20 protein-coding genes are annotated in these 22232 nt (G+C 55.1%); 1 reads left to right on the forward strand and 19 read right to left on the reverse strand.

The features are described 5' to 3' along the window. The 17 genes from ENN66_07755 to polA all read right to left on the reverse strand — a co-directional run bounded on the left by ENN66_07755 (position 1) and on the right by polA (position 20008). Positions 1–1698 carry an NADH-quinone oxidoreductase subunit F gene (locus ENN66_07755; GenBank protein ID HDS16484.1) on the reverse strand — a complete coding sequence of 566 codons (1698 nt, stop codon included), beginning with the start codon at positions 1696–1698 and terminating at the stop codon, positions 1–3. Between the two features lie 81 nt (positions 1699–1779). Beyond that, positions 1780–2241, reverse strand: a complete 462-nt coding sequence (locus ENN66_07760; GenBank protein HDS16485.1) for an NAD(P)H-dependent oxidoreductase subunit E — start codon at positions 2239–2241, stop codon at positions 1780–1782. A 12-nt stretch (positions 2242–2253) separates the two neighbouring features. After that, complete coding sequence (locus ENN66_07765) at positions 2254–3201, reverse strand: pyruvate synthase subunit beta (protein HDS16486.1); 948 nt, start codon at positions 3199–3201, stop codon at positions 2254–2256. Continuing rightward, the gene (gene porA, locus ENN66_07770) at positions 3201–4379 is read right to left on the reverse strand and encodes a pyruvate ferredoxin oxidoreductase (GenBank protein HDS16487.1); all 1179 of its coding nucleotides are present in this window, start codon (positions 4377–4379) and stop codon (positions 3201–3203) included. Before porA ends, ENN66_07765 begins: the two co-directional genes overlap by 1 nt. Further along, positions 4379–4621, reverse strand: a complete 243-nt coding sequence (gene porD, locus ENN66_07775; GenBank protein HDS16488.1) for a pyruvate synthase subunit PorD — start codon at positions 4619–4621, stop codon at positions 4379–4381. The genes porA and porD overlap by 1 nt, the downstream gene beginning before the upstream one ends. A 184-nt stretch (positions 4622–4805) precedes the next feature. Further along, positions 4806–5357 carry a pyruvate synthase gene (locus tag ENN66_07780; protein ID HDS16489.1) on the reverse strand — a complete coding sequence of 184 codons (552 nt, stop codon included), beginning with the start codon at positions 5355–5357 and terminating at the stop codon, positions 4806–4808. 175 nt (positions 5358–5532) lie between these two features. Continuing rightward, positions 5533–6132, reverse strand: a complete 600-nt coding sequence (recR, locus tag ENN66_07785; protein HDS16490.1) for a recombination protein RecR — start codon at positions 6130–6132, stop codon at positions 5533–5535. 46 nt (positions 6133–6178) lie between these two features. Further along, positions 6179–6577 carry a methylmalonyl-CoA epimerase gene (gene mce, locus ENN66_07790; GenBank protein ID HDS16491.1) on the reverse strand — a complete coding sequence of 133 codons (399 nt, stop codon included), beginning with the start codon at positions 6575–6577 and terminating at the stop codon, positions 6179–6181. Further along, positions 6561–7517: a methylmalonyl Co-A mutase-associated GTPase MeaB gene (meaB, locus tag ENN66_07795; GenBank protein HDS16492.1), complete on the reverse strand. Its 957-nt coding sequence runs from the start codon at positions 7515–7517 to the stop codon at positions 6561–6563. The genes mce and meaB overlap by 17 nt, the downstream gene beginning before the upstream one ends. A gap of 73 nt (positions 7518–7590) precedes the next feature. Further along, positions 7591–7980, reverse strand: a complete 390-nt coding sequence (locus ENN66_07800) for a cobalamin B12-binding domain-containing protein (protein HDS16493.1) — start codon at positions 7978–7980, stop codon at positions 7591–7593. 102 nt (positions 7981–8082) lie between these two features. After that, a complete protein-coding gene (locus ENN66_07805) occupies positions 8083–9759 on the reverse strand; it encodes a methylmalonyl-CoA mutase (protein HDS16494.1) in 1677 nt (558 codons plus the stop codon). Positions 9760–10079: 320 nt separating this feature from the next. Further along, positions 10080–11633, reverse strand: coding sequence for a methylmalonyl-CoA carboxyltransferase (locus tag ENN66_07810; GenBank protein ID HDS16495.1), 1554 nt, complete (start codon positions 11631–11633; stop codon positions 10080–10082). Between the two features lie 114 nt (positions 11634–11747). Beyond that, positions 11748–13055 carry a UDP-glucose/GDP-mannose dehydrogenase family protein gene (locus tag ENN66_07815; GenBank protein ID HDS16496.1) on the reverse strand — a complete coding sequence of 436 codons (1308 nt, stop codon included), beginning with the start codon at positions 13053–13055 and terminating at the stop codon, positions 11748–11750. A 131-nt stretch (positions 13056–13186) separates the two neighbouring features. Next, on the reverse strand, positions 13187–15373 hold the full coding sequence (locus tag ENN66_07820; protein ID HDS16497.1) for an LPS-assembly protein LptD: 2187 nt from the start codon (positions 15371–15373) through the stop codon (positions 13187–13189). Beyond that, positions 15370–15963, reverse strand: coding sequence for a flavodoxin family protein (locus ENN66_07825; protein ID HDS16498.1), 594 nt, complete (start codon positions 15961–15963; stop codon positions 15370–15372). Before ENN66_07825 ends, ENN66_07820 begins: the two co-directional genes overlap by 4 nt. A gap of 31 nt (positions 15964–15994) precedes the next feature. Next, positions 15995–17290 carry a bifunctional folylpolyglutamate synthase/dihydrofolate synthase gene (locus tag ENN66_07830; protein HDS16499.1) on the reverse strand — a complete coding sequence of 432 codons (1296 nt, stop codon included), beginning with the start codon at positions 17288–17290 and terminating at the stop codon, positions 15995–15997. A 57-nt stretch (positions 17291–17347) separates the two neighbouring features. After that, on the reverse strand, positions 17348–20008 hold the full coding sequence (polA, locus tag ENN66_07835; GenBank protein HDS16500.1) for a DNA polymerase I: 2661 nt from the start codon (positions 20006–20008) through the stop codon (positions 17348–17350). Between polA and ENN66_07840 the strand changes: the two genes are divergently transcribed. Beyond that, positions 20007–20207, forward strand: coding sequence for a hypothetical protein (locus ENN66_07840; GenBank protein ID HDS16501.1), 201 nt, complete (start codon positions 20007–20009; stop codon positions 20205–20207). The genes polA and ENN66_07840 overlap by 2 nt on opposite strands. Positions 20208–20431: 224 nt before the next feature. Here ENN66_07840 and oah read toward each other — a convergent pair whose 3' ends face one another. Both oah and ENN66_07850 read right to left on the reverse strand, forming a co-directional pair. Further along, the gene (gene oah / locus ENN66_07845) at positions 20432–21571 is read right to left on the reverse strand and encodes a 6-oxocyclohex-1-ene-1-carbonyl-CoA hydratase (protein HDS16502.1); all 1140 of its coding nucleotides are present in this window, start codon (positions 21569–21571) and stop codon (positions 20432–20434) included. A gap of 70 nt (positions 21572–21641) precedes the next feature. Further along, a partial coding sequence (locus tag ENN66_07850; protein HDS16503.1) for a 6-hydroxycyclohex-1-ene-1-carbonyl-CoA dehydrogenase occupies positions 21642–22232 on the reverse strand: 591 nt, incomplete at its 5' end.

Here is a 22232-nt window from a genome sequence, read left to right on the forward strand (position 1 = left end):
CTAAGCCTGAACATCAGCGGTCAAAGCCTTGCAAACTCCGGCCGGGCACTGCTTGTCATTAATGTGAGCCAGATACTCATCCCGAAAATAACGTAGGGTACTCAAAACCGGATTGGGCGCGGTTTTACCGAGCCCACACATCGAAGCCTGCTGAATCACCGGCGCCATTTCCTCCAACAGTTCAAGATCGGACAGGGTTCCTTTACCGAACGTGATTTTTTCCAGAATTTCATACATGCGCTGCAGTCCCTCGCGGCAGGTCGTACACTTGCCGCAGGATTCTTCCTTGAGGAAGCCAACAAAATATTTGGCGACATCCACCATGCAGGTCTGGTCATCCATGACGATCATGCCGCCCGAGCCCATCATTGAACCGATTTTGGTCAACTCGTCAAAATCAACCGGCATGTCGAGATGGGCCTCGGGAATGCAGCCGCCCGAAGGCCCGCCGGTCTGCACCGCTTTGAAAGAGCGGTTTTTGGGAATTCCCCCTCCGATTTCAAAGATAATCTTACGCAGGCTGGTCCCCATCGGCACCTCGACCAAGCCGGTATTCTTGACCTTGCCGACGAGGCTGAAAATCTTGGTCCCGGCACTGCCGGCCGTGCCGATGCTTTTATACCAGGCGGCACCACGGTTGATAATCAGCGGCACATTCGCCCAGGTTTCCACATTGTTGAGAACTGTAGGTTTGCCCCAGAGACCGCTCTCGGCCATATGAATATGTTTGGCCCGGGGTTCGCCGACCTCTCCTTCGATCGAGGCGATCAGAGCACTGGATTCACCACAGACAAAGGCGCCGCCGCCCTTGCTGATATGAATGTCGAAACTGAAGTCACTGCCCAAAATGTTTTCGCCCAGCAATCCGAGGGCCCGGGCCCGGTCAATGGCACACTGCAGATTCCTGACCGCCTGCGGGTATTCGTTCCGCACGTAAACATAGCCGGCCGTGCCCCCGATGGCAAAAGCGCCGATCATCATCCCTTCGACAATGGCGTGAGGATTACCTTCGAGCAGGCTACGGTCCATGTAGGCTCCGGGATCGCCTTCGTCGGCATTACAGATCACGTACTTGACCGCGCCGACGGCTTTTTTCGCCGATTCCCATTTGCGACCGGTAGGAAAGCCACCGCCCCCCCGCCCGCGCAGACCGGCCTCCTTGACCTCGGCCAGCACCTGATCGGCGCTCATCGTGGCCAGGACCTTCTGCAGGGCCTGGTAACCGCCGATCGCCAGATAATCCTCGATACTGGTCGGATCAATATAGCCGTTGTCTCCGAAAACCAAACGTTCCTGCAATCTGTAAAAAGGCACATCCGCCTCAAGTTTAATCCGCTGTTTGGTCTTAGAATCGAAAAAAAGCAACTTGTCCAGCACTTCACCTTTGGCGATCGTCTGACTGACAATTTCGGCGACTTGTTTTTCCTTGACCCGCTGATACAGGATTCCTTCCGGCCGGATTACGGCCAGAGGCCCTTTTTCACAATAACCATGGCAGCCGGTGGTTTTAACCTCGACCTTTTTCCCCAAGCCGGCTTTCTCCAGCTCCGCCCGCAAGAGTTCGACCACCTTGTCACAACCATGCGCCTGGCAACCGGTACCGGTACAAACGGTGACCATGGGCCGGTCGGGATCCCGCTCGGCCCGACACTGATCGCGATAGGCATCCAGCCCGGATGCACTCTCTATCTTCTTCATATCCTTAAAATCCTCGTCATGTAAGAGTTTGCCTGCTTGGGAACGCTCCGCCGCAGAACGCAGGACGGCGAACCCGCGTTTTCAACGAAAACGACTGAGCAGCTCAGGAACCTTGTCGGCGTCCAATTCACCATAGTAATCTTCATCAATGACGGCTACCGGGCCCAGGGCGCAGGCGCCGACGCAGTTAACCGTTTCAATCGAGAACTTGAAATCGCCGGTGGTTCCGCCATCGACAATACCGAGTTCACCTTCAAAAGCCGCCAGCACTCGCGCCGCACCGCGGACATGGCAGGCCGTCCCGACACAGAGACTGACCATATGTTCACCCTTGGGCTCAAGATTGAAGGCTTTGAAAAAGGTGGCGATGCGATACACCTTGGCCACCGGCAGCACCAGATGAGCGGCCAGGGACTCGAGGGCTTCGCGGGCCAGGAAACGATTCTTATTGCGTATCTGAATCTCCTGCAACATGGCGATCAGATTGGCGGGATTATTGTCGTAGAGGGCTGCAACCTCCAAGCTTACCGTTTCTGCACTCATAATGACCCCCTTTTAGTTGAGCTCCGACCGGCTCATTTGGATTTTTTTCTGCAGGCGGTCATAGGATTTATCAACCTGCGCCTGTATCTCGGCGATATTGGCGGCACTCAAGTGCCGAAAACGCCCCTGCGGTTTCAGATAATCGATCACCGGCCGATGATGCTTGTGGGTCACGGTCATACGGTACTCGCCGTTTTCAATTTCGTACAGCGGAAAAACCTTGCTTTCGACCGCGATCCGACCAATACTGACCGCGAGATTGGGCGCCATGCGCCACCCCGTCGGACAGGGCACGAAACAGTGAATATAAGCCGGCCCCGGCATCGCCGCCGCCTTTTTAACCTTGGCCATCAGGTCAAAGGGATAACTCGGCGAGGCGGTGGCGACATAGGGTATATTATGGGCCGCGGCAATCTCGGCGACATTCTTTTTCATCGTATGCTGACCCAGGGGCTCGACTTCACCAGCAGGCGAGGTCGTGGTCGTGGCCCCATAGGGCGTTGAGCTCGAACGCTGAATCCCCGTGTTCATATAGGCCTCGTTATCATAACAGATATAGATCATGTCATGACCGCGCTCCAGCGCTCCGGAAAGAGCCTGCAGACCGATGTCAACAGTGCCCCCGTCTCCGGCCTGAGCGACGATGGTGATTTTGCGATCCACCGGATATCTGCCTTTTCTTTTCAGAACCTTGATGCCGGCCTCGACCCCGGAAGCCACGGCGGCGGCATTTTCAAAGGCGACATGAATCCAGGGCACCTGCCAGGCGGAATGAGGATATGACGAAGTTACGATCTCCAGACAGCCGGTGGCATTGGCGATGATATAATCTTTTCCCAGGGTCTTGGCCACCAGGCGGGCCGCGAGCAGCTCGGTGCAGCCCTGACAGGCACGATGACCGGAAGCCAGAGATTCCTGCTGCGGCGCCAGTTTGGCGGCGTAAACGTTAAAATTCTCCATTATTCCCGCACTCCTATCATCTTGTATTGGTGGATTTCCTTGACTTTCGCCATAGCTTCAGCCTGAGTGATCATCACGGCAAAGTCGTCGATCGTGATATCACGCCCTCCGAGACCGGCGATAAAGCTGGCGACATAGGGCGCGTCCTGAACCGAGTACAGAGCGGAACGGATTTCCCCGGCCACGGGTCCGCCGGTGCCGCCGGAGGAAACGGCCCGGTCAACTACCGCCAGAGTCTTCACCCCCGGCATGGCCGCGATCAGATCCTCCACGGGAAACGGCCGCCAGAGACGCAGCCGCAACAGGCCGACCGGACGCTGTTCCTGATCTCGCAGCCGATCGATCGTTTCCATAGCGGTTTCACTGACACTGCCCATGGTCAGGAGCAAGGTTTCGGCCCCTTCGGCACGATAACTTTCGACAACCTGATAACGGCGCCCGAATCGCTTGCCAAAATCGGCGAAAACCTCTTTGATCACCGCCATCGAAGCCTTCAGAACCTCGTCCTGACATTTCTTGGCTTCGGTGTAGATCTCCGGAATCCCGACCATGCCCATGCTGACCGGAGCATCCGGATTAAGCTGGACCGCCGGTTGGTATGCAGGCAGAAATTGATCGACCTCATCCTGATCAAGAAATTCATGGGGTTCGATCACATGACTTAAGGTAAAGCCGTCGATATTGACGCTGATCGGCAGCAACACCCGATGATCTTCGGCGATTTTGAAAGACTGCAGGGTCAGGTCGTAGGCCTCCTGACCGTTTTCGGCAAAAATCGCAATCCAGCCGGTATCACGTACGCTCATGATGTCGCTGTGATCGTTCCAGATACTGATCGGTCCGGACAAGGAACGATTGGCGATCGTCATCACCACCGGCAGACGCAGGGCCGGAATAATAAACAGAATCTCGTTCATCAGGGCCAGCCCCTGCGAGCTGGTCGCGGTATAGGTTCTGGCGCCGGCGGCGGCGGTTCCGGCGCAGACGCTCATGGCCGAATGCTCCGATTCCACCGGAATAAAGGCGGCATCAAGTGTGCCTTCGGCCACCAGCTCCGAAAGGTGCTCAACGATATGAGTCTGCGGCGTAATCGGATAGGCAGCTATGGCATCAACATTAGCCTGTTTAACCGCCTCACTGATCGCCAGTGAAACCTCAATCCCTACTCTTTTTCCCATCACTCGCCCTCCTCAACCATGCTGATACAGCCGGTCCAGCACTCGGTCGCGCAGATACCGCAACCCTTGCAATGCTCCAGATCAAAATCATAGCTGCCATCCGCCGCCAGCACGATCGAACCTTCCGGGCAAACCAGATAGCAGACCCCGCATTTGATACATTTGCTCTTGTCGGTTTGCGGCCGCTGCGAACGCCAGTCACCGGTCCGGTACTCAGCCGCGCAACCGGGCTGAGTCACCATGAAACCCAGATCATATTCATGCCAGGCTTTTTCATTGAATTTTTTCGTCACCGCTGTTCTCCTTAATTTTTCTGCTTAAGAACAAAGATCATAGGCTTTTTACATCGTGGAACACCTGCGCGACCCAAGCCGCCCCTTCTGCAGACCACACCAGGACAACCGCCGCCTTTTCCACTTCAGGTCGCTATCGAGACTCGACCTCGGTCTCTTCATAAGCCCGGCGCATGGCTTTGATATTACGAGCTGCGATGCGACCGAAACGCGCTTCCAAAGGACTGACTAGGGCCTCAATCGGCACGATGCGACAAGCTTTGACCGCAGCCCCCAACATGGTTGTATTGGTAATCGGCAACCCCAGCTCCTCGATCGCGATATGGGTTGCGTCGACACGGGCCAGGGCGCTTTTAAAACCATAGACACGCCGCAATTCGGACAAGGATTTGCCACTGTTGATAACCAGCATGCCCTCGGGCTTCAGCCCCTCTTCAACATTGACGATCGACAACACCGAAGGATCCAGGACCAGCACGACATCCGGACTATAGACCTTGGTCCGGTTGCGGATTTTCTCATCACTGACCCGGGCGAAAGCGATTACCGGAGCCCCACGGCGCTCAGGCCCGAAACTGGGAAAAGCCTGGGCGAACTTGCCTTCGTTGATCGCGGCGATGGCTAGCATTTCGGCGGAAGTGACTCCACCCTGGCCACCTCGACCGTGCACTCTGACTTCGATCATATGAAGATCTCCTCTTTGCTAATTGATAACCTGCGGTAACCCTGCAACCCATGTATACGATAAGGTTAAACGGTGTACTGTATACAATACAAAAAATCAAAAGTGAAGCGCTTATTGCTGCAACAGGGTAAAATTAGGTAAAATTAACCCTGGCGAATATCTTTTCTCAAAATTATTAAAAGGGATTCCGCCCATCCAGAGATTTCTGAATGGTCACCGGATCCATATATTCAAGGTCGGCGCCGACCGGCAGGCCGCAGGCCGGTCGGCTCAGAAGGATTCCCAAGGGACGCAGAAAGCGGCTGAGGTAAAGAGCCGTGGCATTTCCCTCCACCGTGGGATTGGTGGCCAGCACCACTTCACTGATCTTTTCGGCGACAATATTATGGTAAAGTTTTTCGAGGCGCAACTCCTCTGGGCCGATCCCCTGTATCGGCGCCAGGGTGCCGTGCAGAACAAAATATCGGCCTTTAAAAGCCCCACTGTTTTCGATTGAGATAAGATCTGCCGGATACTCCACCACGCAGAGCTTATTCCGGTCGCGGGCGTAATCCCGACATAGGGGGCAGGGATCCTGCTCCGTCAGGTTCTGGCAGAAGGAGCAAAGCAGCAGACGATTTTTGACATCGATAATCGCCGCGGCCAGCCTTTCAGCTTCGCCAAGGGGCAGGCGAACCATGTGAAACGCCAGGCGGGCCGCTGTCTTGCGCCCAACTCCGGGCAATTTTTTCAGTTCTTCAACCAGGCCCAACAGGGCTTCAGGATAACTAGGCATAGTTTTTGGGCCGAAACCTTCCGGCCTCGGCCGCCGTCGGTTACAACTATTTCTGGGAAAGTTCGGTCAGAACCCCGTTCGAGGTTTTAGGATGAACAAACGCGATTTTAGCACCGTGCGCCCCACAACGAGGTTCTTCATCCACCAGCTTGGCGCCCTTCTCCTTCAAACCCTTGAGCTCGGCGACGATATCATCGGTCGCGTAACAGATATGATGAATACCTTCGCCCTTCTTTTCCAGATGCTTGGCCACCGCCGAATCCGCACTGGTCGGACAAACCAGTTCAATATGGGTTTCGCCAATGGCAAAAAAGGCCACCCTGACCTTTTGTTCCGGCACCTCTTCGATACCATGAAACTCCAGACCCAGCATATCCCGGTAAAACTTGGCGGTTTCCTCAAGGTCTTTGACGGCAATACCGATATGATCAATTTTCTGCAACATCTTTATTTTCTCCTCCGGTCATTCCCAGTCCGGCAAAAAGTTCCTCAACCCCATCCATAGGGGTCAACTCCTTGGCCGCGACCCGGTTGACCACATCTGCATAGACTGGCAAAGCGGTCGAACGCTGCATGATCCCATCAAAGAGATAAGCCCGTAATTCATTTTCCGCCTTCTGGGCCTTTTTTTCAGCAAACAAGCCGCTTCGGGCGACGCGCTCACCATGAGCGAAAATGCCGGCGACCAGCTCTTCAATTCCGATATCATTGACCGCCACGGTGCGATAAATCTCCGGTTTAAAATCCCCCTTAACCATATCCAGCATGGCCCGCAGTTCGGTAAACAGTTTATCCGCGCCTTCACGATCGGCTTTATTGACAGCAAAAACATCGGCAATTTCCATCACCCCGGCCTTGGCAACCTGAACCGAGTCACCCAGACCCGGAACCATGACCACGACCGTGGTCTGCGCGATTCTGACAATATCAACCTCATCCTGACCGACGCCGACGGTTTCAATAATAACCACATCCTTGCCGGAAGCATCCAGCAGATGAATAACGTCAACCGTATTTTTGGCCAGGCCCCCGAGATGACTGCGGGTTGCCATACTGCGAATGAACACCCCTTCATCAAGGGCGTGCTGCTGCATTCGAATGCGGTCACCAAGAATCGCTCCGCCGGAAAACGGACTCGAAGGATCAACCGCGATAACCCCAACGGTTTTCCCCTGTTTGCGCAAACCAGCAATAACCTTATCCGTCAGGGTACTTTTCCCGGCCCCGGGAGGGCCGGTAATTCCCAGCAGAAAAGCCTTGCCGGTTTTAGGATAAATCTCTTTTAAAATTTCCCTTTTCCCCGGTCGGTCATTTTCGACGATGGTAATCGCCTTGGCCAGGGAACGCACTTTGCCGGCCAGCAGACCGGCGACTAAATCGTTCAAAACTTAAACCCTTTCAATCACGATAGGCTCAGCTCCGCAACCAGCGCGGGCACAGATTAAACCAGAACCGCCGTCAAACATTATTCTTTATAAAAGCAATGGTCTCCTCGGTCGTGGCGCCGGGCAGGAAAATTTCAGCGATGCCGGCGGCCTTTAAAGCCGGAATGTCTTCCGCCGGAATGATCCCGCCGCCGAAAACCAGAATTTCACCCGCGCCCTTTTCCCGGAGCAGATTGACCACCTTGGGAAAAAGCTTGTTATGGGCCCCGGAAAGGCAGCTCAGACCGATGCTGTCGACATCTTCCTGAATCGCGGTGGCGACGATCTGTTCCGGGGTCTGGCGAATCCCGGTGTAGATAACCTCCATGCCGGCATCCCGCAAAGCCCGTGAAACCACTTTGGCGCCACGATCGTGGCCGTCAAGACCAGGCTTGGCGATCAAAACCTTTATCTTTTTATCCATTTCCAACTCCCCTGGCCCGGCAAACGCCGGAAATAAAACATTTTCAGACTTCGAAGACTCAGACGGCGGCCCGGAACCCAAAAACCTCTGTTCCCGGCTTCGCTAGCCCTCAATATATTCTCCAAAAACCTCACGCAACACCCCACAGACTTCCCCCAGGGTCGCATAGGTTTTGACTGCGGCGATAATCGCCGGCAACAGGTTGACCCCTGATTCCGCCGTCCGGCGAAGCACCTGCAAAGAATTTTCAACCGCGGCGGCATCGCGGCGGGCCTTCATCGCGGCCAGGCTTTCACGCTGCTCAATTTCCATCTCCGGCTTGATCCGCAGAAGGCTGGTGGGCGGCGCCTCTTCGATCACAAAGCGGTTAACCCCGACAATCACCTGATCCCCGGTTTCCACTGACTTCTGGTAAGCATAAGCGCTGTCGCCGATTTCCTGCTGAATATAACCTGCTTCAATCGCTTTGACCACCCCCCCGAGGTCATCAATTTTCTTGATATAAGCCAACGCCTTTTCTTCAATCTGCGCGGTCAACGACTCCACCATATAGGAACCGGCCAGCGGATCAATAGTATCGGCAACCCCGCTCTCATGCGCGATAATCTGCTGAGTGCGCAGGGCGATGCGCACCGAATCCTCGGTCGGCAGACAAAGGGCCTCGTCGCGTGAATTGGTATGCAGCGAATTGGTGCCGCCTAACACCGCCGCCAAAGCCTGCATGGTCACCCGAACAACATTGTTGTCCGGCTGCTGCGCCGTCAGGCTGCAACCGGCTGTCTGCGTATGAAAACGCATCATCAGCGAGGAGGCTTTCCGAGCCCCAAAACGCTCTTTCATCAGACGGGCCCAGAGACGGCGCGCGGCCCTGAACTTAGCCACTTCTTCGAGAAAATTGTTATGCACATTAAAAAAGAAGGAGAGGCGCTGCGCGAAGGCATCGACGTCAAGACCGGTTTTCACGGCCGCATCGACGTAAGCCAGTCCATCGGCTAGGGTAAAGGCCACCTCCTGCACCGCAGAAGAGCCGGCTTCGCGGATATGATACCCACTGATACTGATGGTATTCCAGTTGGGCAGATAATCCTTACAGTAAGAAAAGATATCGGTGATGATCTTCATCGACGGCTGGGGGGGAAAGATATAGGTGCCCCGGGCGAAATACTCCTTCAGGACATCATTCTGAATCGTGCCCCGCAGCTGTTCCGAGCCGACCCCCTGCTTTTCCGCCACCGCGATATACATCGCCAACAAAGCCGCAGCTGGCGCGTTGATGGTCATCGAGGTACTGACCTTGTCCAAGGCGATCTGGTCAAAGAGAATTTCCATGTCCGCCAACGAGTCAATCGCCACCCCAACCTTGCCGACCTCGCCGTCGGCAAGCTCATGGTCGGAATCATAACCAATCTGAGTCGGCAGGTCAAAAGCCACGCTCAAACCGGTCTGGCCCTGAGCCAACAGATAACGATAACGTTCGTTGGTCTGCCGGGCTGAACCAAAACCGGCGTACTGGCGCATGGTCCAGAAACGAGCTCGATACATGGTCGGCTGCACCCCGCGGGTAAAAGGATACTCCCCGGGAAAACCGACATCCTCGGTATAGTCAACCCCTTCAACATCAAGCGGGGTAAACAGCCGCTTCACCTCAATACCTGAGGTTGTGGTAAAAACCGGTTTGCGTTCGGGAAAACGACTTAAGGCCTTATCAACCATATCCTGCCACTGGGCTTGACGTTCGACCCGCCGCGCCTTGTCGTCGGCGTGAGTACAACAGCTCATCATAACACCTCACTCTACTATAATGCGGGCCTTGAACCCGCAACCCAAGAATAAACGCCCCGGCAGATTGGCCAATCAGCAACTGCCGGAGTTAAGTTTTGTTACTTTGCGTCCCCCGGCTTAACCAGGGCATTGCCGCCGGCGCTCAAAACCGTCCCCGCACCGAAACGGGCCGACCTCAAATGTTCTGGTTTTTGCGACCACATTTCGACCGTGCGGCACTAATGCGGGGCAACCCCAACGCCCTCCACGGCCCGCTAACAAGCACTTTCATCCATTCATTTTCTGGTGTTTTCAAACCGAAAATCAACGGTTAGGTACTACAGCGGAATATTTCCATGTTTGCGATAGGGCAGCTGTTCTTCCTTGTCCTGAAGCATCTCCAGGGCCCGAATGATCTTGATCCGGGTCATCTCAGGTTTGATCACTTCATCGACAAAACCATACGCCGCGGCGCGATAGGGGTTGGCAAAATTGGCCTTGTATTCATCAACCAGCTCCTGACGTTTGGCCACCGGATCAGCCGCGCCCTTGAGCTCCTTGTTGAAAACGATATTGACCGCGCCATCCGGACCCATCACCGAATATTCAGCGGTCGGATAAGCATAATGAATGTCGGCCCCGAGCTGGCGCGAAGACATGGCGCAGTAAGCACCACCAAAGGATTTGCGGGTGGTAATCGTAATTTTCGGCACCGTAGCTTCGGCATAGGCGAAGATGATCTTGGCCCCGTGGCGAATGATACCGCCAAATTCCTGTCCGGTTCCGGGCAGATAACCGGGCACATCGACGAAGGTCAGCAGCGGGATATTGAAACAATCACAGAAACGTATAAAACGGGCGCATTTATCGGAAGCGTTGATATCCAGACAACCGGCCATAAAATTCGGCTGATTGGCAATAATACCGACGGATTCTCCATTAAAACGCGCAAAACCAATGACTAAATTAGCCGCGTACTGAGGCTGAATCTCCATAAAGTCGCCACGGTCGGCCACCAGCTTGATAATCTTCTTGATATCATAGGGCCGCCGGGAATCAGCCGGAACCACCTCATTGAGTTCCGGAATCAGTTTCTCGACCTCGCCGTCAAAATCAAGCAGCGGCGCTTTTTCCCGATTGCTCTGAGGCAGAAAGGAAAGCAGGCGTTTGATCTGATCAATCGTGTCCCGATCATTTTCACCCGCCATATGAGCCACCCCGCTGGTCTTCATATGCGTATTGGCGCCGCCAAGCTTTTCCTGAGTGACATCTTCATTGGTCACGGTCTTGATGACATTAGGACCGGTAATGAACATGTAACTGGTATTTTTCGTCATGACGATAAAATCCATGATCGCCGGTGAATACACCGCCCCCCCGGCGCAGGGTCCGAGGATCGCCGCAATCTGGGGAATCACCCCGGAATAGATGGTATTACGATAAAAGAGTTCGGCGTAACCGCCGAGGCTGGAAACCCCCTCATGGATGCGGGCGCCGCCGGAATCGTTAAGAGCAATAAAAGGTGCTCCGTTTTTAGCCGCCATGTCGAGAAGCTTACACATCTTCTGAGCGTTGGTCTCGCTCAGTGTGCCGCCGATCGCAGTAAAATCCTGAGCACAGGCATAGGTCAGGCGACCGTTTACCCGACCGTAACCGCTGACCACTCCATCACCGACAATCTTGTTTTTCTCCATCCCGAAGTCCGTACAGCGATGGGTAACGAACTTGTCGATCTCCTCGAAGGTCCCCTCGTCAAAAAAGTAAAGCATGCGCTCCCGGGCGGTCAGCTTACCGGCCTCATGCTGTTTGGCGATACGATCGGCACCGCCACTGAGCTCGGCGGCCTGGTTCATTTGCTCCAAACGTTCCAACTGGGCTTCTCTCAAAGACATCAGGTTACTCCCTTACTAAAAATTAAAGACCTTCTCATTGTATACTGCATACCATAACGACAGACGACTTCACTATTATAGTAACCGCTTGACTGTCAAGAATTATTTTCCGCCTTAGCGGCCAACCCCGACATAAGTAAAACCGAGAGCCTTCAGTTTGGCCCCATCGTAAACATTGCGCAAATCGGCAAAACGGGGCGCGGCCAGCAGCTCGCGTAAACGCTCAAGATCCAGATAGCGAAATTGGTTCCACTCAGTCATCAGAACCAGGACATCGGCGCCGGCCGCCGCGTCATAGGCATCGGCGGCATAGAAAATCCGCTCTTTGCCGTAAAATTCCTGAAAGGACTTGATCGCTTCCGGATCATAAGCACGAATCCTGGCGCCGGCCGCCAGCATCGCCTCGACAAAAGCCAGCGCCGGAGCATCGCGGGCATCATCGGTTTCCGGCTTAAAGGAAAGCCCCAGCAAAGCGATGGTTTTTCCGGCAACCTCGCCGCCCAGCAGGGCGCTCACCTTTTCGACCATTCTCAGGCGCTGGCGCTGATTGACGGCAACCACGGCCTCGACAATGGCCAGGGGCTCGTCGTACTGGCGGGCGGTGGCAACCAGGGCCAGGGTGTCCTTGGGAAAACAGGAGCCCCCGTAACCGGGGCCGGCATGAAGAAATTTCTTGCCGATGCGACCGTCCAGCCCGATGCCGCGAGCCACCTGCTGCACATTGGCTCCGACCTTCTCACAAAGATTGGCGATTTCGTTAATAAAGCTGATCTTGGTCGCAAGAAAGGCGTTGGCCGCATATTTGGTAAGTTCGGCGGTTTCAATATTGGTCAGAACAAAGGGGGTTTCATTGAGATACAGGACATTGTAGATATCCTTCATAATGGCCGCCGCCTGCTCGCTTTCCGTGCCGATCACCACGCGATCGGGACGCATGAAATCGGCAATCGCCGACCCTTCCCGTAAAAATTCCGGGTTGGATACCACATCGAAATTAATTCTGGCCGGCTGATGTTCGCGGATCACCTCTTTGACCATCTGACCGGTGCCGACCGGCACCGTACTTTTATCGACCACCACCTTGTAGCCGTTCATATAACGACCGATATCGGCGGCCACCGCTCGAATCTGACTAAGATCGGCCGAACCATCCGCCGCCGGCGGGGTGCCGACCGCGATAAAAATAACCAGGGAGACGCCAATTCCCTGTCGCAGATCGGTGCTGAAGGAAAGACGCCGCTGTTTGACATTGCGCTCCACCAGATCTTCCAGCCCGGGCTCATAAATCGGCATCACCCCGCGATTGAGGGACGCGATCTTGGCCTCGTCAAGGTCGACGCAGGTCACGTTCATGCCGAATTCAGCCAGACAGGCGCCGGTTACCAGGCCGACATAGCCGCTGCCGATCACGGTTATATGCATCGTATTTTCTCCCTTCCCTGAATCTTCGTCAAACCATTTAGTAAATGCAGCCAACCCGGGAAAGCAGGGGGCATGACCTGATTTTCACATTACAGCCCAAGTCCAAATCATCTGCGCCGAAAGTTACCGTTTTATTTACTCCCCAGACCGCCCAGCCCATTAAAACTCACCAGCAGGCGAAAGGAAAGATCGTAAGGATCCCGCTCCTCATTGATGGAAAAATCCAGGGCCCAGCATTGTGGATGGTAGTTGAAACCATAAATGGTCTCCCAGAGATGACTGTCGGCGATCGAATAACGGACCGCGCCGTAAACATCAAGCCAGCGCCACAGCGGCAGGTGCGCGGAAGTCGTAAGAATCTCAAGCTGGTCCTGCTCGTAACGGTATTCCAGCGCCAGAAAATCCCCTCGCCGATCTCGGGTCGACAGCAACGCGGTCATCAGCTGACAAGCATTTTCATAGGGATCAAAACGATTCTCGACCTTCAGATAAAGTCCGCCGCCTCGACTTTTAAGCTCCAGACGGCTAAAAAAAGCGGAAGCATGCTGATCGTCGCTGAAAAACCGACGACCGTCGGCAACGTCTATAAAACTGTAGGCCTGACCTAGCTGAAACTTGAGCCATTCATGATACTCGAAACGATCCGCAGCTTCGGGCTGAGGATAGCGGCCGACCAGGCGACTGACCAGCGACCAGGAAACATTACTCTCCTCCGCCAGAAAATCCAGATCATCAAAAACCGGCAGTTCCTTCTGGTCGACATCCGGAACGTAGCGATAAGCGACGGTCGGCTCCAGGGTATGCAACAGCCGATCCATGCCCCACCAGTCAAAATCATAAACCTTTTCCGCAACGGTTCTCAGTTCAGCCCCGGCGGCCAGGGTTTCCCGCGACTCGCGGCTCTTTTTACCGGCGTCCCGTTCACTGAGTTGATACCAGGTTTCCCGCAGTTCGAGAAAAGGGCTGAGCTCAAAAGCACCCAGTTTAAACGGCAGGGTCAGTTGAGGGTGAACATCGATACGATGGCCACGTTCACCTTCCCGGCGCCAGAAATGGCTATAACTCATCCCCGCTCGCCAGAAAATCCAGTCCTGATCGGCAAGCGCGCGATTACGGGCAAAAAAGGTGATCTCAGGTAACAGCTGCAGGGTCTGATCATCATTGGCGCGCAGTAATGACTGATAGTAACGCGCTTCGGCGGCCCCACCGTAGGCCTCCCCGTTGTGACCGGCACTGACGAGGGAACGCAGATAGGTATCGGTTTTGCTGTCAAGATTATCCAACTCATCGATAAAAGCCCCGCTAAAGGTATCGGGAAAATCCTCCAGATACTCGTTGTCGCTGACCAGGTTGACCGCGGCCTTTAAAATCGTACCATGCTTCAGGGTCTGAAGATGATGCGCTCCCAGGGCCCAGCGTTCCTGGTCGGCATCAGGATAATCCTTTGGGCTATCCTTGACCAGCCGGTCACTGATAAAGGATGCGCTGAGATCCCCCTTGGCCCGCTCATCGATAACGTAGCGATATTCAGCCCCAAACCTGACCCCTCTTTGACTATAGATTTCGGGATAAAGGGTCAGATCCTGAGAACGGTCGATCGCCCAAAAAAAGGCATTTTTGACCACCACCCCATCCTTGTCGGAATAGCCGATCCCGGGCAGAAGAAAACCGGTCTGGCGCTTGGTATTAACCGGAAAAACCCCTTTTGGCAGATAGAGGACCGGCACATTTTTAATCGCGAAGACGGCGTTGTCGACGATGCCGTAACCATTCTCCCTGATTTCGACCCGGCGACAGCGGATCAGCCAGGCGGCGCGCTCGGCATCACAGGTAGTCAGGGTCGCGTTTCTGACATCGTAGGCCTGGGGCCCGGTCTTTTCGATCTGTTCTCCGGTAATATAGTAATTTTTCTCTTTAATGAAAATCCGGCCCTCCCGAATCGAGCCGATCTGATCACGATAATTAAATTTAAGATAACGACAGGCGAGATAATCGCTGCGATCGCGCAACAGCACCTCTCCCCAGGCCTCAAATTCGGTTTTCGCCTGATTGAGAATCGCCTTGTCGGCCTTGAGTTCCATACCTTTCTGACGAATCACGACCTCGCCCTGAGCATGATACAGACCGGCCTGCTTGTCATAGTAAAGATACCGGGCCTCAATCTCAACCGTTTTGTCGGCGACCACGGCCGCCGCGCCGGGCAGTTCCGGCACCGCGGCCCCGAGCGGACCAGAGGGGACCAGCAACAGGATCAGAAACAAAAAGAAAAACTGTAAAGCCTTGTTTTTTCCGATCAGTCTCAAGATGGATGATGTCATTTTTGGTTTTTCCGAACTTCGACCACCAGATCAATCCCGGCTTGCCGGGCTTCAGCCAGATATTCAGGATATTGTAAAATCTCGTCGGCTTCATCCAGGCCACGATAACCCAGGCTTCGCCATAACGAGGTACCAAAAGTATCAAAGAAATATTTAACGCTGAGTTCTGCGCCGGTAAAAAGATTCTTTCCCCGAGTGGCTCCGGCTGCCAGAAAAAGCCCGGGCCGAGGATTATCCAGCCGCCCCAGCGGTTTATGATCAAGCCAGTATTTCTTCACCCACAGAGATTGACAACGATCCATCACGGCTTTGACATGCGCGCTGACCGCATAAAAAAAGATCGGCGAGGCCAACATGACCGCCTGAGCCTGCAGCAGACTTTCCGCTAAGGCCTGAAAATCATCCTTGAGGGCACAGCGGCCATGTTCCTTGCAGGCGTAGATTTCCAGGCAGGGCGTAATTTTAAGATCACGCAAAACGATCTCGACAACCTCGGCCCCGGCTCCGCGTGCGCCGGCCACGGCCTCGGCCAGCAGTTTCGCGGTATTGCCCCAACGCCGGGGGCTGCCGTAAAGCGCGACGATCCGCATGCATTCACCTCTTCCCCAAAAGGAAATCCGCCTAGGCCGCCGGTCGATTAACCGGCAGATCCAGCACCTCAAAAGCCTCGCCGACACAATACAGCGAACCGGTCAGAAAAATCAGATCCGCGGCCTGGGCCCGGTGGCGCGCCAGAGCGAAGGCTTCGCTCACGGACTCGGTTATCATGACCTGGGAACAATAGTTTTGTATCTCCAGCGCCAGGCTCCGGGGATTACAGGAGCGATCCAGCTGCGCCCGGGTGACAATCACCTCGTCCGCCAGAGGACCCAGCTGAACCGCCATTTCCCGAATCCGTTTATCCTTCATGGCCCCCAGCAAAAGAATCAGCCGACGCTCACCCTTCAAACGGCGCAATTCCGGAACCAGCGCCCGGACACCATGCGGATTATGGGCCCCGTCAAGATAGATATCCGGGCGACTCGCAACCTGCTGCAGCCGTCCGGGCCAGGAAACCTCTCGCAAGGCCGCGGCGACCTTGCGCGGGTCAAGCTCAAACAGCCCCTCATGGGCCAGAATCTCAAAAGCCCGCAAGGCCAAGGCGGCATTGTCATGTTGATGTCGGCCGCGCATGGCCGTTTCCAGCCCGGTAAAGCTGTGTTCGGAACCATAATAAGAAAATGAACCGTCACCCTGCCGACGCACGCGGAAATCCCGCCCCAGAAAACTGGCGGAGGCTCCCAGCTCACGTTGACGCCCGGCCAGGAGATTCCGAATCTTTTCATTCCTGACCCCGGAAACCAGGGGCACTCCGGGTTTGAGAATGCCCGCTTTTTCCGCCGCCACGGCGAGCAGGGTCGAGCCCAGGAACTCTTCGTGTTCAATCGCGACATTGGTAATCATCGTCAACAGCGGCTTAGGCACGACGTTGGTCGCATCGAGACGCCCCCCAAGACCGGTCTCCAGCAGGACAATATCCGGACGCTGCCGGGCGAAATAAAGCAGGGCCATGCAGGTGGTAAAGTCAAAAAAGGTGACGATCCGAGGAATCCTTTCCACCACAGGCCGCAGTTCCCGGGTCAGAGCCACAATCTCCGCCTCGCTGATCGGTGTATCATCGATGGTTATCCGTTCGGAAAAATGGCGCAGGTGCGGCGAGCTGTAGACCCCGACGGAAAGTCCGTGCCGGCGCAGCAACTCACGCAAAAAGGCAATGCTTGACCCCTTGCCGTTACTGCCGGCGACATGAACAATCCGCAAAGAGTCCTGAGGATTGGCGACGGCGGCACAAAGCTCGACGATATTTTCCAGCCCCAGGCTGATCCCGAAATGCTCGAGCCCGTAGAGATAATCGAGCGTTTCCTGAAATGAATCCATGCTCTTTCAGCCAGCCTCCACAACCTTAATCGAAAACAAGCCCGCCGCGCCATTGATTCAATGGGCTTCGAACCAATTTTTCCCCACCCCGACATCAACCACCAGCGGCACCTTGAGCGGCCGGACCTCGGCCATTTCTTTCCGCACCATCAGGGTAAGTTCATCAACCTCGTCAGGCGCCACTTCAAAGACCAGTTCATCGTGAACCTGCATGATCATTTTACTGCGCCAGCCTTCCTTTCGCAGCCGGCGATCCAGCACCACCATCGCCAGTTTAATCAGATCGGCCGCCGTCCCCTGAATCGGGGTATTGATGGCGGTGCGCCGGGCCATTTCCTGAAGATTCTTGTTCCGGCTGTTAATCTCGGGCAGATAGCGCCGCCGCTTAAACAGGGTCGTGACATATTCACGGCGCTCGGCCGTGGCCACCACCCCGGCGAAATAATCCTTGACCCCGGCATAGGCGGCAAAATAACTTTCTATATAGGCTTTTGCCGTTTTTCTGTCAATATTAAGCTCCCGGGCCAGCTTTTGCGACCCCATCCCGTAGATCAGACCAAAATTGATGGTCTTGGCCTGACGCCGCATTTCCGGAGTCACCATCATCGGCAAGACCTGAAAGATCTCCGCGGCGGTGCGGGCGTGAATATCAGCCCCACTGCGAAAAGCCTCAACCAAGGCTGGATCCCCGGAAAAATGGGCCAGGATACGTAATTCTATCTGCGAGTAATCCGCCGCCAGAATAAGATTTTCCCCTGCTCCGACAAAGGCCTGGCGAATCACCGCGCCATCCGTCCCGCGAATCGGAATATTCTGCAGATTGGGATCGGAGGAGGAAAGTCGGCCGGTTGCGGTTACGGCCTGATTATATGAGGTATGCACCCGACCGGTCGCGGGATGAACCAGACGAGGCAAGGCTTCGAGATAGGTTGAAACCAGTTTGGCCAGAGACCGGTATTCCAGAATTCTGGCCGGCAGGGGATGTTCGTCGGCCAGACGCTCCAGCACCTCCAGAGCCGTCGACGGCCCACTTTTGGTCTTTTTGAGCACCCGCAGGCCGAGTTCCTGAAAAAGAATTTCCGCCAACTGTTTGGGTGAGTTGATATTGAACTCACGCCCAGCCAGAGCATGAATTTCCCGACCCATTATTTCCAGGCGCTGATTATACTCAACTGCGGTTCTGGTCAGCAGTTCCGCATCGATATTGACCCCGGTCATCTCCATCCGCTGCAAGACTCCGATCAGAGGACGCTCAATCTGAACAAAAAGCCCTTCCAGGTCATCTTCCTGCAATTTGGGCCGCAACCGCTTACTCAAGATAAAAGCCAGCTGGGCATCCTCACAGGCGTAGTCGGAAACCTTGTCCGGGGCAATCCGATCGATCGTCACCTGACTGCGTCCCGAGCCCACCACGTCTTTGTAGGTTATCGGGCTGTGGGCCAGATATTCATGCGCCAGGGTATCAAGCCCATGGCGATGCCGGGTCGGATTGATCAGATAGGAGGCCACCATCGCATCAAAATCCAGGCCCGCCACCTCGATTCCGGCTCGTTGCAGAACAATCGCATCATATTTGAAATTCTGGCCGATCTTTTTGATCCCGGGATCACTGAGCAGGGGGCGAAGCTGGTCCAGGACCAGCTCGCGCCCAAGCTGAGCCACATCCCCCGCATGAGCAACCGGCAGATAGGCCGCGTCATAACTGTTCCAGGCCAGCGAGATGCCCACCAGTTCAGCCCGCATCGCATCAATAGAGGTGGTCTCGGTATCCAGCGCCAGTTTTTGCACCCCCTGCAGATCCCGCAGCAAGACCGCTAATTTTTCCTGGTTGTCGATCAGCCGGTAGCCCTCGCGGCTCACGGTCTGCTGCGGACTCAGACGCCGGCTTAAAGCATGAAACTCAAGCTCGGCAAACAGGGCGCGCAGTTTATCATAGTCCGGCTTCCGGCAACCCAGATCGGCGATTTCGCAAGCCAGCTCGACATCGTCGACAAGCGTCACCAGCCGCCGGGAAAGCCGGGCCTCAGCCTGATACGCGAGCAGCTTTTCCCGCCAACCCTGACGTTCAATCGCGGCCGCATTATTTAACAGATTCTGCAAATTCCCAAACTCGCTAAGCAGGCTCAGGGCGCTTTTCGGACCGATGCCGGGCACGCCCGGAATATTATCGGCGCTGTCTCCGGCCAGAGCCAGCAAATCGAGAAGACGCTCGCCACAAACTCCGTGCCGTTCGCTGACCGCGGCCCGATCATAGCGCTTGTCCTTCATGCTGTCGTACATGACCACGCCCTCTCCGACCAGACTCATCAGATCCTTATCCCCGGAAACAATGAGCACCTCCAGCCCGGCCTCACGGCTTTTGCGGGTCAGGGTGGCGATAATATCATCGGCCTCAAAACCCCGCACCCCGATCGCCGGCAGGCCAAAAGCCTCAAGCAGTCTCGGCACATAGGGAAACTGGGCTTCAAGTTCCGGCGGCGGGGTCTGACGGTTGGCCTTGTAGGCCGGGTACAATCGATGCCGCCAGGTTTTTTCCGGCAGATCAAGAGCGGCCGCGACATGGCTCGGCTGCAGGTCCTCCAGCACCTTGAGCAGCATCTGACAGAAACCGAACAGGGCATTGGTCGGCAAGCCGGTCGAGGTCGTCAGCGGTCGAATCGCGTGAAAGGCGCGAAAAACCAGCGCACTGGTATCAATCAGACAAAGCAGACTGGTCATGACCCTCCCGATCAATTTATGGAAAAACTCCGCGGCCGAAAAACCGGCGCCGCTGAAAAGCCTGCGTCTAGGTACACAAGTCATTCAGCAATGTCAAAACAAAAAGACTCCTGCAAACGCGATCCAGCGACCGGAAAGCGGCGCTTACGGCCCGCAGGCAAGGATTCTCATCAGCTTAGTTTCTCGTTTTTTTTCATAACCACGTAAGCCCGCTCAAAGGCTGGTTACTTTCACAAACGAACTTCCGCGAGCGGTTACGGGAAAACACTTGAGCGCCCTCAAAACTAAACCTCGGCCAAATCGCTCCTTCAAACCAACACAAACTGTGAGACGCTATAACCTGCGCCGAAGCTTGCGCTGCGACATAAAAAAACGGGATGCAAAAAGCATCCCGTTTTTTAGCGCGGCAGTGATAACTCAAGTTTACCGTTCTTGCGGCCGACCGAAAACCTGTTCATAGAGAGCGGCGCCGATTTCCGCACCCTCACCCACCAGTTGCCGGTATTTAATAAAATCAATCGTATCCCGGCCCGTGATCTTCTTGGTATTGAAGGCGTTAAACCCCATGTAGGCCTCGTAATTCATGTTGGCGGCCAGCCAGTGCCGGTTGGGCAGCTTGGCCTGGTCCCAGAAGAATTTCTTCTTGGCGCGAATACCGTCCACGGATTTCATCAGGCAGTGAGGCATCAGATTGGCGAACTTCCAGACAAGTTCTTCCACCGCCTGGTCAAGCAGGGTGAAATCGGTTTTAGCCGTGCGCACATATTCACGGGCGGCCTTGGCGGCGGCTCCGGTTTTGAATTCACCGTAAACAATTTCGCCGTCCTCAACCCAGTTATCGGTTTCGACCAGAGGGTTGCGCACCCATGTATCGCCATCCTTGATCACCGGCACGACTTTCGAGAGCAGCCCCAGACGTTTCATCTTATAGGCGCTCCACATTTCACAGGAAACGCAATTCCACATCGCCTGTTCAATCCCCAGATACCAGGGAAGGAAATCGGTGGAGCCGCCGTCCGGAGCCGAACCATGCTTGGGACCGGCCTGACCGAGAATGGCGAGATCGGAGGATACCGAAATATCGGTCGCCATCCCGATTTCCTGGCCCCCGCCGACCCGCATGCCGTTGATGCGGCAGATGGTCGGTTTCTTACAGTTGATGATTGCGTCGACCATGCCATTGAAAAGATCCATGTAGTCGCCGTATTCCTGAGGCCGCTGCGAATAGTATTCCGCATATTCCTTGGTATTGCCCCCGGTACAGAAAGATTTGTCGCCGACGGCGGTAAACACGGCGGCCACGACCTGACGATCGGCCGAAGCCCGCTGAAAACCGGCAATCACCCCCTTGACCATCTCGGTCGTATAAGAATTGTACTGAGCCGGATTATTGAGAATAATCCAACCGGTATACAGACCTTCGACCACCTTGCCGTCGGGGTCGAGCACCGGCCTTTTTTCATAAATAGTGCAGGGAGCGTCATTCTCACCACCGAAATGTTCCTCCCGGAAAAGATAATGATCTTTTAATTTATCCTCACGTGGAATCCAGTCTAAAGCCATCAGTTTATCTCCTTATTTTTCAGTCTGCGAAAGAGTCCGGCGAACCAGAGCGACGCGCCGGAAATTTTATTTAGGCGAAATCAGGCACCAGCACGATCCGCCGGCTGATCGGTTGGGCGTGGACCTCGGCAAAAGACTCGCGAATGCTGCTCATCGGCCGGGTTTCAAGAAAGGCGTCGATCTCGATCCGCCCTTTTTCGACCATTTCCAGCACCGCCGGATAGTATTTCGGATGACAACCCCAGGTCCCGATCATTTCGGCATCAAACGCCATCAGTTTCGAGATCATGTATTCATGCTTGGCCGTCGAGTAACCGACCACCATCAGTTTGCCGACAAAGGAAAGCAGCTCCAGAGCTAAAGCCTGTCCGGGCTTACTGCCGGAACATTCGAAAATTTTCCAGCCGTAATTATGGGGCAGCCCTTCCTGCTTACAGAAATCCTTGAGCTCGGCCTTGATATCCTTGGCGGTTTTACCCTTGGGATTGAGCGCGAGATCGGCTCCGTAGCGCCGGGCTCGCACCAGTTTCTCGTCGTCGATATCAATCGCGACCACGGCCCGGGCCCCCATCGCCTTGGCGATCTGGGTCATGTAGGTCCCCACTCCGCCCCCGGCGCCGGTGACAATGACAAGATCGCCATCCGGGAAATAGGGTTTATC

Source organism: Pseudomonadota bacterium, assembly GCA_011049115.1.
Classification (GTDB): domain Bacteria; phylum Desulfobacterota; class Anaeroferrophillalia; order Anaeroferrophillales; family Tharpellaceae; genus DSCM01.